The organism is Streptomyces griseofuscus (assembly GCF_014673495.1).
GTDB classification, from domain to species: Bacteria; Actinomycetota; Actinomycetes; order Streptomycetales; family Streptomycetaceae; genus Streptomyces; species Streptomyces murinus.
The window spans coordinates 1,175,191-1,187,605 of the sequence record NZ_CP051006.1 but is presented as its reverse complement, the minus strand read 5'-3'; the positions used below and the strand labels follow the sequence as shown (position 1 = coordinate 1,187,605).

The following is a 12,415-nucleotide window of genomic DNA, read 5'->3' as shown; positions in this document are numbered from 1 at the left end:
CGTACGACCATGAGCAAGCCGCTGAAGCAGATCCATCTGGCCGCCCATTTCCCCGGCGTCAACAACACCACCGTGTGGAGCGACCCGGCCGCCGGCAGCCACATCGAGTTCAGCTCCTTCGCGCACTTCGCGCGCACCGCCGAACGCGCCAAGTTCGACTTCCTGTTCCTCGCCGAGGGCCTGCGCCTGCGCGAACAGGGCGGGCAGATATACGACTTGGACGTGGTCGGCCGTCCCGACACCTTCACCGTGCTGGCCGCGCTCGCCGCCGTCACCGACCGGCTCGGCCTGACCGGCACCATCAACTCCACGTTCAACGAGCCCTATGAGGTGGCCCGCCAGTTCGCCAGCCTCGACCATCTCTCCGGTGGCCGCTCCGCGTGGAACGTGGTCACCTCCTGGGACGCCTTCACCGGCGAGAACTTCCGGCGCGGCGGCTTCCTGCCGCAGGACGAACGCTATTCACGCGCCAAGGAGTTCCTGGCCACCGCGCACGAGCTGTTCGACTCCTGGAGCGGCGACGAGATCCTCGCCGACCGGGCCACCGGTACCTTCCTGCGGGACGCGCGGGCCGGCGCCTTCGTCCATCAGGGACGGCACTTCGACATCCACGGCCGGTTCAACGTGCCGCGCTCCCCGCAGGGCCGCCCGGTGATCTTCCAGGCGGGCGACTCCGAGGAGGGCCGCGAGTTCGCCGCCGCCGGCGCGGACGCCATCTTCAGCAGGTACTCCCACCTGGAGGAGGGCCGGGCCTTCTACGCCGACGTCAAGGGCCGCCTCGCCAAGTACGGCCGCAGGCCCGACCAGTTGCTCATCCTGCCCGCCGCGACCTTCGTGCTCGGCGACACCGACGCCGAGGCCGCCGAACTCGCCCGCGAGGTGCGCCGCCAGCAGGTCAGCGGCGCCACCGCGCTCAAGCACCTGGAGTTCGTCTGGAACCGCGACCTGTCCGGGTACGACCCGGAGGGCCCGCTGCCCGACATCGATCCGCTGGTGAGCGAGGAGCACATCTCCCGGGGCCGCGCCCAGGTGCGGATGTACCGGGACCCGGTCGCCATCGCCCGCGAGTGGCGTGAGCTGGCCGAGGCCAACAAGTGGTCCATCCGCGATCTGGTGATCAACAACGGCAACCGGCAGACCTTCGTGGGCGCCCCCGCCACCGTGGCCCGGACCATCAACGAGTTCGTGCAGGCGGACGCCTCCGACGGGTTCATCCTCGTCCCGCACATCACTCCGGGCGGTCTCGACCCGTTCGCCGACAAGGTGGTCCCGCTCCTCCAGGAACAGGGCGTCTTCCGCGCCGACTACGAGGGCACCACCCTGCGCGAGCACCTGGGCCTCGCCCACCCCGACGCCGCCGCCCCGGCCGAGCGGGCCGCCTCGTAGCCACCGGCGCGGCCCCGGCATGGCACCGGCGCGGGCGCGCACGTCACCTCCCCCGTGGGTGACGTACGCGCCCGCTCCCCCGGAGCCGGACTACGGACCGTGCCGCCCGCGCGTGCTCACCAGCACATCACCGCCGTCTGACCCGCCCCCCAGACGGAGTAGACGCGGACGCGGACGAAGTAGCGGCGGCCCCGGACGAGCCGTACCCGCAACCGGGCGTTGTCCGGAGTGCCGCCGTCATCGTGGCCGGCGAGGAAACGCGGCTCCCCGTCCCGCTCCTCGAAGACCACGAGCACGGTGTCGGCGTCGCCGAAGGTCCCCACGGTGTAATCGCGGGTCTCTGTCGGCTCGACGACGAAGTCCGCCTGCTCGCCCGGACCCAGGCCCAGCGGTGCCGAACGGAACGGCACCAGCGGGTCGGGTCCGGGCGCGATACCCGGGTACCAGCGCAGGACGAACTCCCGGTCACGGTCCGAGGGCCGCTCGGCCGGACGCAGCCCCCCGCGGTACTGCTCCGGCTCCAGCACGAGCCCCGGACCGAACGGCAGGGCCATCACCGAGCGCGGGTCCCACACCGCGCCCCTGGACTCCCCGGCGTCCAGCGCCCGCAGGACGTTGGTGTACGCCGTCTCCCGGTTCCAGTGGTTCGGCGGGCCCGCCAACTCCGCGTAGACGGCCTCGTCGTCCCAGTGCAGCCCGGCGCAGGGGTTCTGGTGCTCGTGCACCAGGCCCAGCGCGTGCCCGATCTCGTGCAGGACCGTGCCGCGCTCCCCCTGCGCGGTCACGTCCCAGCCGAGATTCATGGTGCGCTCGCCCCGGCCGACGGCGAGGGCCTCGCGGCCCACCGCCGACCAGGAACCCCCGCCGGCCTGGAACCCGATCCGCAGCTCGGCCTCCCCCCGGTCGCCGACCTCCGCGAAGGCGACCCCGATGCCGAGCGCCTCCCACTGCGCGAAGCACTCGCGGACCACGTCCAGCTGCTCCTTGCCGCCCGCCCACGCCACCCGGCGCAGCTCCCCGGTCCCGGGGACCGGGATCACCGAGGCGTCGTGGTCGGCGTCGAGGAAGCAGTAGTGCAGGACCGTGCCGTTGACCCACATGCGCCGCCCGGCGAGCAGCGCGGCCTGCCGCTCGGCGGTCAGCCCCGGTCCGAAGGACGGGGCCGGCTGCCGTGATAGCGAGCACAGGCGTCGGGTCATGCGGCCAGCGTGCCCGCCTCGCGGTGAGGGCGCCTGAGTCGAAGGCTACTCAAGTCGCCCTGTATCAAACCTGAGTACGCGTGCTCTGATGGGTGTGAGGACTTACGAACAGGACGCGAAGACTCTCGAACTGCCCTGGCCGTTCACCGGCCGGGAGGACGAACTGGAGCTGGTGCGGGGGGCGATGGCCGCGGGCCGGCGCGGCATCGTGGTGACCGGTCCGGCCGGGCGCGGCAAGACCCGGCTGATCACGGAGGCAATCCGGGGCACGGACCACGTCCGGGTGACCGGCACCCCCGAGGCCCGCCATCTGCCCCTCGCGGCGTTCGCGCACCTGCCGGCCGTCACCGGCTCGCTGCCCGGCGCGGTGCGGGCCCTGTCCGGCGTCCGGCTCCTGGTCGTGGACGACGCCCATCTGCTGGACGAGGACTCCGCCGCGCTGGTCCACCAGCTGGCCGCCATCGGGCGCACCCGGCTGATCGTGGCCGCGTGCGACGAGGCGTCGGCGCCCGGCGCGGTGTCCCGGCTGTGGACCGGGGAGCTGCTGCCCCGGCTGGCCCTCGCCCCGCTGCCCGAGGAGGACACCGCGGCGCTCCTCGGCGCGGCCGGGTTCGAGGCGCTCACCGTGCGGCGGCTGCACCGGCTGTGCCGGGGCGATCTGCGGCTGCTGCGCTCCCTGGTGGCCGCGCTCGTGGCCGGGGAGGACCTGGTCGCCGTCCCCGGCACCGGTGAGCGCGCCTGGCGCGGGCCGCTGCCCGTCACCCCGGCCGTCCGCGACCGGCTCGCGCCCGTGCTGGAGCGCGCCGCGCCCGGCGAGCGCGAGATCCTGGAACGCCTCGCCTTCGCCGAGCCGGCCAGGCCCCCGCTGTACGACCTCGACCTCGATGTCCTCGAAGGGCTGGAGGCGGCCGGTCTGATCGCCGTGGACGACGCCGGCGGGGTCGCGCTCGCCGACCCGCTGCACGGACCGGCGCTGCGGGCGGTGACCGGGCGGCTGCGGGCTCGGCGGCTGAGCCGGGCCGGAGCGGACCGCGGTGCCGCCCTCGCCGCCGAACAGCGGCTGTTGGAGGGGCGGTTGGCCCAGCTTGACGTACGGCCGGTGGAGACGCCGGTGGGGGACTGGGCGGTGGCCGAGGGGGAGCCGGTACCGGCCGGGTACGCGGCGGTGCGGGCCCGGTTCGCCCGGCTGGGGGGCGCGGTGCGGGACGCCGCCGCATGGGCGCGGGAGGGACTGCGGTGGGCGCCGGGGGACGCCGGGTGCGCGGCGGAACTCGCCCTGGGGCAGGCCGAGTCGGACGAATCGGGGCAGGGCTTCGCGGAGGGCGACGTGTACGCGCGCTACGGGGCCGTACGCGCCGGGGAGCCCGCCCGCGCGCTGCCCCCGGGAAGTGTGCTCGCCCGGCACGCCGAGGCGCTGGCGCGCCGGGACGGGGACGCGCTGGACCGTGCCGCGACCGCCCTGGCGGAGCGCGGGTTCCTGCTGTTCGCGGCGGAGGCCCATGCCCAGGCCGTACGCGTCCACCGCGACCCCCGGGCCGGGCGCCGCTCCCGCACCCGGGCGCTCGCCCTCGCCCGCCGCTGCCAGGGCGCCCGCACCCCGGCGCTGGCCGGTCTGGTGCTCGGCGAACTCACCGCACGGCAACGGCAGATCGTGGCCCTGGCGGCGGCGGGCCTGAGCAACAAGGAGATCGCCGAGCGGCTGACGCTGTCCGTGCGCACGGTCGGCAACCATCTGTACAGCGCGTACACCCGGCTGGGCACGGGGGACCGGGGCGCGCTGCCCTGCCTGTTGGACCGGTCAGCCTAGCCGAACTCCCTTGTCACCAAGCTGATCTAAAGCGCGTTGCAGAATGCCGTGATTTTGCAGGTCAGGGTGCGACTACGGCTGTTCTGATCATGCGGCCATGGCGAGGTTGTGCATGTGGGCGACAGCCTGGACCGCGTGGTGGAGGCCGTCGCCGGGCTGTCGGCAGTCACGGAGGATCTTGTAGTTCTTCAGACGTCCGATCGCGTGCTCGACCCGCGCGCGGACACGGCGGTGCTCCTTGTTGTCGGCTTCCTCGCCGGCCGGCAGAGGTCGGCCGGGTCGTTTGCGGTGCGGGACGACCAGGCCGGTGTTGATGTAGGCGCCGTCGCCGAGCACGGTGACGCCCTGACACTGCTCTGGCAGCCCGGAGCTGCGCCAGACATGGGCGTCGGCTTTGTTGCCCGGGGCCGGACGGACGGTGGCCACGACCAGGCGTGTGTCGGCGTCGATGATGACCTGCACGTTCGCCGAGAACCGGTAGTTGCGGCCTGAGGCGCCGACCTTGCGGTCACGGACCGGCACCAGTGTGCCGTCCACGATCCACAGCCGGTCCGTAGCATCGACGGGGCGGGTGACCGGCCTGAGCGCGAGGAGCGGCCGCAGCCGCTGGATGACCCTGCACACCGTGGCCGGCGAGATTCCGAACAGCGGCGCGAGTTGCCGCATGGTCAGGTTCGTCCGGTAGTAGACCGCCACCATCAGCACCCGATCGGCAAGCGGCAGACACCATGGCCGCCCGATTCGCGGGCCATCGCCACCCCGCTCCCGCACCGCCTTCAACAGTCCCTCGAACTGCTTCATCCGTAGCCCCGTGAACGTCTCCACCCACAACGGCTCAGCCCTCAACACCCCACGCATACAAGGAAAATGCCCAGATCACGGCATTCTGCAACGCGCTTTAAAGGGTGTTGCAGATCTGGCGCAGCCCTTGCAGCAACTTGAGGATCAGGCCGCGCCGCGCGATACCAGTGGAAGCCTTGACCTGCTCCGGTGTCTGGTCGACCAGGGCCTGGTACAGGCCGGCCTGCTCACGCGTGAGGGTGACGATGCGCTCGTGGTGCACCTTGTCGGGCTGTTCGGGCGCGATACCCCGATGGTCAAGGTCGCAGTGATTGCACCTACCAGAACCTGATCATGGCTCAATACCCTCTTGGCGGAAGTTTTCTAATGCGGCGAAAAATAGAGGTGTGCAACAAGCATTCATCCGCAAACAATTGTCAAATTGACAGCGGATGCCGGGAATGATCTCCACGGTTCCGGTCGCCCCCCCACTGCCGCCGACATGGAGGAGACTCGAATGTTCAACCCCACTCGCCGAACCTCTCTGCGGAAGCTTCTCGTGACCGCTGGGGCACTCACGGCCGTAGCACTGTCCACTGCGCCCTCGAACGCTGCGCAGCCGGCATTACGGTCCGCGCCGGCTGACTGTCCCAAGGGTTATTTCTGCGGCTACAAGCAGGCCAACTTCCAGCAGCTCGGATTCCGGTACAAGGACTGCTATATTCAGGAGATCCCCGACGGCATGGGCAGCGGAGGTTCCTGGTACAACAACCAGACGCCGGGCACGACGACGGGGATGTACAACAAAAATGGCACGAACGGGGGATGGCTCTACACGACTCCCGGCGCCCCCTCTTCAGACGCCCACGGGAGCTGGGGCCCTGTCTGGTATGTCTGGAACTACTGCTGAGGCCGGCCACCAAGCACCGGCCCAATCGGCCAACGGCGCAGTCGGCCATCAAGGTGACTACCGCCGCAAGTCGTCGCGGACGCCGCCGACCAGCTCGCCGTCGGACAGTTGGTCAGCGGTCACTGGGGCCGGGACCGCGGTTGTCTCGATGGCGGCCGCCGGTGGCGTCGCGGTCACGACGTGGCCCGCAGGTCGCCGACGGCGCTCCCTCGTGGGCGCCGAGGCGCCTGGCGCTGGGACGGCCCGGCTCCAGGGAGTCCAGGCCGATCCAGGCTCCGCTACTGATCTTTTCGTAAGTTCGGTGGATGTGGTGGGCGGATGGTCAGGCCAGTGTGAGCGAGGAATGACCACGGCAGTTGAGGGTTGGCGTTGATGCGACGGATGTCTTGCACGGTGGCGTCGGCGACATCGGCGAGGTGGTCTCCGGTGATCCCGCCACGGAGGCCCTCGCCCGTCAACACCCGGCAGCAGCGGTGCTATCCGCTCCCACGCCGCATCCGTCAGCTCACCACGACCCACCACAAGATCAACTATCAGACACACCACGGCCCTGCATGAGAACACGGTCGCGGCTTCCGCGCTCTACAACGAGCTGGTGGCCGCGGAGGTCTGCGAGGTGCTGGGGCTGGCGACCGAGCCGCGCACCGTCACACTGGAGCCCCGGCCGGTGATGGAGATCGCCGGGGTGCCGCACGAGCTGATCCGCTGGACTGCCCGGCGCAGCGACCGGATCGCCGCCTGCCTGACCGAGCTGGAGCACGAGTACGTCACCGTAGTCGACGACGACGGCGAGCCGCGGTTCCTGCTCGTGGTCTCCGAGCGGGCCCGCGCCAAGCTCAACCAGATCGCCGCCCGCAAGACCCGCCCGCCCAAGCAGAAGACCCGGCCGCGCGCGCAGCTGCGCGCGCGGTGGAAGGCGAGTGCGATCCTCACCTCCGGTGTGCACGTCGACGTCATCAACTCCCTCCTCGAACACGCCCGCGCCACGGCGGCGGTGATCCGGGCCAGGGCTGCCGCCGTGGTCGACATAGCGCTGGCGGCTGTCGACGTCGCCGCGACGGTGTTCGTGATGAACGACGGCGGCCGCTTCCACCGCCGCCACCTGCTCGCTGAAGCCCGCCGCCATCTCCACCCACTTCCTGGACATCACCGAGCCGAAGACCGTACGCGGCCCTGGAGGCCGGCTACCGCCTATACACCGCCCGGTGGACCCTGCCCGACCTCCCCGCCCGTCACCGACCACCTACTGCGGCTTCCGACCCGGACCGGCAGCCCCCCGCCGATCCCGACGAGCCGGCGGCGCCCATGCCGCCAGGCCAGGAGGCGGGAGAGTGGGAGATTCCCCGCATCCCGCTCCAGTACGAGCGCGCCGCCCTCGCCAGCGCGGTGGTGCGCGAGAGGCTGCGCACCATCGCCGCCACTGCTGTGCGGGGTCGGGCGTACGACGTCGTCGCCCACCAGCAGGCGGCCATGCCCGAGCAGCTGCTCGCGCCCGAGCCGGCCGACCCCGAGCACGACGACCAGAAGCAGGGGCACGGCCGCCGAGAGGTGATCGACATGACGGCGCTGCGGGCCCTGCGGGAAGCCCGCACAGACGTGGAAGCCCTCGACCTCACTGCCGAACGGTTGCGCCGCCTCCAGGACGCGTGCGCCAAGGCGGGCGACGACTCCCGCGTCCGTGCGGACCGCTACACCGGCCAGGCCGACGACACCGGCCCGGTGCGCACGGTGCGCCCGGACGGCCAGCAAGCACACGGCCCGCAGACGCCCGGACCACACCGCGGCCGGGAGGCGGGCCACTGAGTGCGTCCACTCCACTGGGTGGAGTCCACCGGCCGGAGAGTGGTGTGGTGCGCACCGCGTCCAGCACCGCACCACTCCGACGATGCCCGGCCATCTTTCGCGCGCCGGTCCACCGCACCCGGCGAACTCGACATTACTTCTCCACCACTCCTCGAGGGATGAGGCGGGTGGCTCTCAATGGACGGTCCGACTATGGATGCTTCGTTCGCCTCGGACGCGCGCTGGAGTCCACCGACGCCCCGTGGGCCCTGGCAGGCGGTCGGTAACGCCGACTGGACCGTCGAGCTGTTCGCCCGGCTGGCGCGCCTGGACGACGGTCCCGAGCGGGACGCCGTACGCGACGAACTCGTGAGCGCCTGGCTGCCCATGGCGCACCGAATCGCTTCTCACTCCGGCTTCCACCTCGACCCGCGGCTGCCCGCTCGCCTTGGCGTGCTCGGTGACCGCGGCCTGGACGCTGCGGGCGAGGTCACGCCAGGACCGCCAGGCCGTCTCGTACGTCTGGGTCTGCTGCTCGCTCCACGGGCGGGCGGTGGGCGGCCCGTACTGGTCACGCAGCTGCTCTAGCTGGGCTTTCGCCGCGTCGGTGGCCTTTTGCATCTCCACAAGCTCTTCGAAGGTGTGCGCCACGCGCGGATCCTAAGCGGGCGGCCCGCCCTGCCGACCACCGGCCTGCCCCCTCGGTCGGGTAGAGCCGAAGCCGCCCGCCCGAACAACCATCGCGCGCGCCGGCACTGCCAAGCAGCGGTCCGAGATCAGGCCTCGAGAGAGCCATCGCCGGTGTGGTCGAAGCCGCGCAGCACCGGCGTGATCTCCTGCGCGGCCCCCGCACAGGGTGCACAAGGTCGTCGCCGGGTTCTCCGCGACGTCCAGGGCGCGCTTCAGGTCCAGGAGCGGCGTATCCTGCGGCGCCTCGGTGCAGTCCGGGGCGTGCAGGGCGCGCCGGGCCGGGCCGCGCCGGATTCGGGTCTTCTGCACGACCCAGCCGATCGGGCGGCGCTCTCCGAGGATCTCGCGCACCGCTGACGGCGGCGCCGACGCTTTCAGCCGGTCGGTGGGGCCTGGTCGTAGTCGACGCCGTCGACCGGCCGCACATGCTCCGGGGCGCGGACCCACACCCGGTACTCCGCAGCCTGCACGGTGCCGTTTTCGCTGCCCTGGTAGGACGGCAGGCCCACCTGGGACAGCCAGCCGGTCTGGGTCTGGGGCCGCCTCCACAGCCGCGCCAGGATCTCCTGCTCGGGGTGCCCCAGGGCCGGGCCGGCAGGCAGCACGACCCGCACCGGCACGGGACCGTCGGATATTGGCCTGGCGGAAGGCGTCCCTCGAAGGCGTGGTTCCGGTCCCGGAGGCCCGGCGAGAAGCCTGTCGTGTCGGTCCTCCTCCTGGGAGGTCCGCGCCGGACGGCTTCGGTTCCGGCGGCGGGGGCGAACCGGGCCGGGCCGGAGGCGCGGTGATGCCTCCGGCCGGGCGTGGGAGCCTGCGTCAGCTGTTCAGTGCCTGACGGAGGGCGGCGGTGGTCTTGGCGATGGCGTCCTTGGCGGATGGTGTGTCGCGCAGGGCGTTGAGCATCATGAAGTCGTGCACGGTGTGCGGGTAGTCCAGGTGCTGGACGTTGACGCCCGCGGCGCGCAGTTTGCCGATGTAGGTCTTGGCTCCGTTGAGCAGGACGTCGGAGTCGGTGACGACGAGTGCGGGGGGCAGGCCGCGCAGTTGTGCGATGGTGGCCTTGTTGGGCGAGGCCAGGGGGTTGCTGCGGTCAGCGGCTTTGGGAGCGTACTTGTCCCAGAACCACTCCATGTTGGCGCGGGTCAGCCAGCAGTTCTCCGAGAACCGCTGGTAGGAGGTGGTGTCGAAGTTGGCGTCGGTGACGGGGTAGAGCAGGACCTGCTGGCGGAACTTCACTCCGCCGCGCTGCTTGGCCATCATGGTGACGGCGGCGGTCATGTCGCCGCCGACGGAGTCGCCGGCGACGGCGAGGCGGTTGCCGTCGATGCCGATCTCCTTGCCGTGTTCGGCGACCCACTTGGAGGCGGTGTAGGCCTGCTCGATGGCGACGGGGAAGCGGGCTTCGGGGGAGGGGGTGTAGTTGACGAAGACGACTGCCGCGTGGGCTCCGTTGGCGAGCTGACGTACCAGGCGGTCGTGGGTCTTCTCGTTGCCGAGTACCCAGCCGCCGCCGTGGATGTAGACGAGGCCGGGAAGGGTGCCCTTGACTCCTGCGGGGCGGACGATGCGCAGGGACACCTGCCCGGTCGGGCCGCCCTTGATCGTCTTCTCGGTGATGTCCGCGGGAAGCTCGGGCACGGGGCCGGCCTGGAGCTTGTTCAGGACCTCGCGGGCCTGCGCGGGGGTCTGCTCGAACAGCGGCTTGCCGCCCTGGTGGGCGAGCTGGTTGAGGAAGGACTGGGTGGTGCGGTCGAGGTTGACGGAGGGCATCCCGCAGGGGACGTTGCCGTTGGACGTGTCACCGTCGGCTGTTCCGCCGCCGGTGATGAGTGATGCCGGAAGGGCGGACGCGGCGCCGGGCGCGGCGCAGTAGCCGGTCAGGACCGCGCCTGCGGCCACGGTCGCCACCACGGCGGACAGAGTCCTGCGGCGGGCGTGTCCGTCGGTTGCACGCATCAACTTCTCCTTCTGAGTGAACTTGGCCCCCTTCACATACCGTTGCGGGCAGTTCCCTCCAACGCCCTGCAGTCGTGGCGTTCGGGTGATCGGAGCCCGTTGACGGACTGACCACCGGCGCGAACCGGTTTGAGTCTTCGCCCCTCGGTTCTGGCCGCTGATCCCGCTGTTCACCGACGTGGTCCACGCCCGCATGGTGCCGCTGGTGAGGAAACGACCTCGTCCGCACCCGGAGCTCAAGCGGCCCGCGCGAAATGCCCGGATTGCCGCCCGGATGCCGAGCCCGGATAGTGGAAGGGGCCGAAGAGCGACAGCGTCGCCTTGGACACGTCGTGCGCGCGCCCTGCCCGCCGGCAATACGTGCCCCTGACCGGCCGGCCGCACATTCCGCTGCCCGCTGTTACCGCCACGGCCGTCGGCGCGGAGTTCCCTGTCATCGTGAAAGAGGCCGATCCCGTGTCCACGACCAACACCGGCATTCCGGTGGAGAGCGACCAGTACTCGCTCACCGTCGGCGCGGACGGGCCGATCCTGCTCCAGGACAACTACCTCATCGAGAAGATGGCGCAGTTCAACCGGGAGCGGATTCCCGAGCGGGTCGTGCACGCCAAGGGCAGTGGTGCCTACGCGACGTTCGAGGTCACCAACGACGTCACGCAGTTCACGGCGGCCGATGTCTTCCAGCCCGGTCGGCGGACCAGGATGCTGGCCCGTTTCTCGACCGTGGCAGGCGAACAGGGCTCCCCCGACACCTGGCGGGACCCGCGTGGCTTCGCGCTGAAGTTTTACACCCGGCAGGGGGCGTACGACATGGTCGGCAATAACACGCCGATCTTTTTCATGCACGACCCGAGCAAGTTCCAGGACTTCATCCGCTCCCAGAAGCGGCACATCCGCGGAGCTCTGCGCGACAACGACATGCAGTGGGACTACTGGACACTGTCCCCGGAATCGGCCCACCAGGTCACTTACCTCATGGGCGACCGCGGCATCCCGCGGACCTACCGCCACATGAACGGCTACAGTTCGCACACCTACATGTGGATCAGCGCATCGGGGCAGCGGACCTGGGTCAAATACCACTTCAAATCCGACCAGGGAGTGGAACACCTGACCGACCACGAGGCCGCCGAACTGTGCGGTCAAGACGCCGACTACCACCGCAGGGACCTGCTGCAGGCCATCGACCGCGGAGAACACCCCTCGTGGACGCTGTACGTACAGCTGATCCCGTACGAGGACGCCCCCGGCTACCGGTACAACATCTTCGACGTCACCAAAACCGTGCCCCACGCCGACTGTCCGCTCACCGAGGTCGGCAGGATGACCCTGCACCCAATCCCCAGGACTACTTCACCCACATCGAGCAGGCCGCCTTCGACTCCTCGAACCTCATTCCGGGCATCGGCCCCTCACCGGACAAGATGCTGCAGGCACGGCTGTTCTCCTACGCGGACACCCACCGCTACCGCGTCGGCAACAACTACACCCAGCTGCCGCCCAACCAGACCCTCACCGACGTCCGTTCCTACGCCAAGGACGGAGCGATGCGCTTCACCGAGCCGCAGGTCGCACGGCCCTACGCCCCCAACAGCTACGACGGCCCGAGCGCCGACGAGGATCGCTACAACCACCCGGCCGGCTGGCGGGTCGAGACAGCGGAAATGGTACGCGCCGCCTATACCCTGCACGCGGACGACGACGACTTCTCCCAGCCCGGCCACCTGGTCCGCGAGGTCATGGACGACGCCCAGCGCGACCGGCTCGTCGGCAACGTCACCCGCCACCTGCGCAACGGCGTGTCCGCCACCGTACGTGAGCGGGCCTTGCAGTACTGGAAGAACATCGACGCCACGACCGGCAGCCGCGTCGCCGACGCCTTCGCCTGAAGCGACCCCCATGCCA

At 70.7% G+C, this 12,415-nt stretch carries 10 protein-coding genes and 4 pseudogenes; 8 read left to right on the top strand and 6 right to left on the bottom strand.

The window, feature by feature from the left end; translation table 11 throughout:
• Positions 1 to 9 precede the first annotated feature (9 nt).
• Positions 10 to 1,386, top strand: a complete 1,377-nt coding sequence (locus tag HEP81_RS05210; RefSeq protein WP_037663987.1) for an NtaA/DmoA family FMN-dependent monooxygenase — start codon at positions 10 to 12, stop codon at positions 1,384 to 1,386.
• A 116-nt stretch (positions 1,387 to 1,502) separates the two neighbouring features.
• Here the strand turns inward: HEP81_RS05210 and absR1 are convergent, their stop codons facing one another.
• A complete protein-coding gene (absR1, locus tag HEP81_RS05205) occupies positions 1,503 to 2,585 on the bottom strand; it encodes a beta-glucuronidase AbsR1 (protein WP_037663989.1) in 1,083 nt (360 codons plus the stop codon).
• Positions 2,586 to 2,673: 88 nt separating this feature from the next.
• Here absR1 and HEP81_RS05200 point away from each other — a divergent pair, with 88 nt between their 5' ends.
• Positions 2,674 to 4,392: a LuxR family transcriptional regulator AbsR2 gene (locus HEP81_RS05200; protein WP_244312134.1), complete on the top strand. Its 1,719-nt coding sequence runs from the start codon at positions 2,674 to 2,676 to the stop codon at positions 4,390 to 4,392.
• 87 nt (positions 4,393 to 4,479) lie between these two features.
• Here the strand turns inward: HEP81_RS05200 and HEP81_RS05195 are convergent, their stop codons facing one another.
• On the bottom strand, positions 4,480 to 5,250 hold the full coding sequence (locus HEP81_RS05195; protein WP_063755303.1) for an IS5/IS1182 family transposase: 771 nt from the start codon (positions 5,248 to 5,250) through the stop codon (positions 4,480 to 4,482).
• Here HEP81_RS05195 and HEP81_RS05190 point away from each other — a divergent pair.
• On the top strand, positions 5,204 to 5,524 hold the full coding sequence (locus HEP81_RS05190; RefSeq protein ID WP_167739895.1) for a hypothetical protein: 321 nt from the start codon (positions 5,204 to 5,206) through the stop codon (positions 5,522 to 5,524). The two genes, HEP81_RS05195 and HEP81_RS05190, sit on opposite strands and share 47 nt — an antisense overlap.
• A 165-nt stretch (positions 5,525 to 5,689) precedes the next feature.
• Positions 5,690 to 6,082, top strand: a complete 393-nt coding sequence (locus tag HEP81_RS05185) for a hypothetical protein (protein ID WP_154821983.1) — start codon at positions 5,690 to 5,692, stop codon at positions 6,080 to 6,082.
• A 420-nt stretch (positions 6,083 to 6,502) separates the two neighbouring features.
• On the opposite strand, the pseudogene HEP81_RS05180 reads toward HEP81_RS05185, so the two are convergent.
• A pseudogene (locus HEP81_RS05180) lies at positions 6,503 to 6,604 on the bottom strand (transposase); the annotation flags it as partial.
• A 73-nt stretch (positions 6,605 to 6,677) separates the two neighbouring features.
• Here HEP81_RS05180 and HEP81_RS42585 point away from each other — a divergent pair.
• The 3 genes and pseudogenes from HEP81_RS42585 to HEP81_RS41305 all read left to right on the top strand — a co-directional run.
• A pseudogene (locus tag HEP81_RS42585) lies at positions 6,678 to 6,947 on the top strand (MobF family relaxase); the annotation flags it as partial.
• A gap of 440 nt (positions 6,948 to 7,387) precedes the next feature.
• The gene (locus HEP81_RS05170) at positions 7,388 to 7,885 is read left to right on the top strand and encodes a hypothetical protein (protein WP_243279290.1); all 498 of its coding nucleotides are present in this window, start codon (positions 7,388 to 7,390) and stop codon (positions 7,883 to 7,885) included.
• Positions 7,886 to 8,077: 192 nt separating this feature from the next.
• Positions 8,078 to 8,269 (top strand): annotated as a pseudogene (locus HEP81_RS41305) (B/F/G family RNA polymerase sigma-70 factor); the annotation flags it as partial.
• Positions 8,270 to 8,524: 255 nt separating this feature from the next.
• Here the strand turns inward: HEP81_RS41305 and HEP81_RS42305 are convergent.
• The 3 genes from HEP81_RS42305 to HEP81_RS05155 all read right to left on the bottom strand — a co-directional run bounded on the left by HEP81_RS42305 (position 8,525) and on the right by HEP81_RS05155 (position 10,510).
• On the bottom strand, positions 8,525 to 8,863 hold the full coding sequence (locus tag HEP81_RS42305; protein WP_338058770.1) for a DUF6233 domain-containing protein: 339 nt from the start codon (positions 8,861 to 8,863) through the stop codon (positions 8,525 to 8,527).
• Between the two features lie 65 nt (positions 8,864 to 8,928).
• Complete coding sequence (locus tag HEP81_RS42300; RefSeq protein WP_338058739.1) at positions 8,929 to 9,159, bottom strand: hypothetical protein; 231 nt, start codon at positions 9,157 to 9,159, stop codon at positions 8,929 to 8,931.
• A 211-nt stretch (positions 9,160 to 9,370) separates the two neighbouring features.
• Positions 9,371 to 10,510: an alpha/beta hydrolase gene (locus tag HEP81_RS05155; RefSeq protein WP_078967821.1), complete on the bottom strand. Its 1,140-nt coding sequence runs from the start codon at positions 10,508 to 10,510 to the stop codon at positions 9,371 to 9,373.
• 438 nt (positions 10,511 to 10,948) lie between these two features.
• Here HEP81_RS05155 and HEP81_RS05150 point away from each other — a divergent pair.
• Positions 10,949 to 12,399, top strand: a pseudogene (locus HEP81_RS05150) (catalase).
• Positions 12,400 to 12,415: the final 16 nt, after the last annotated feature.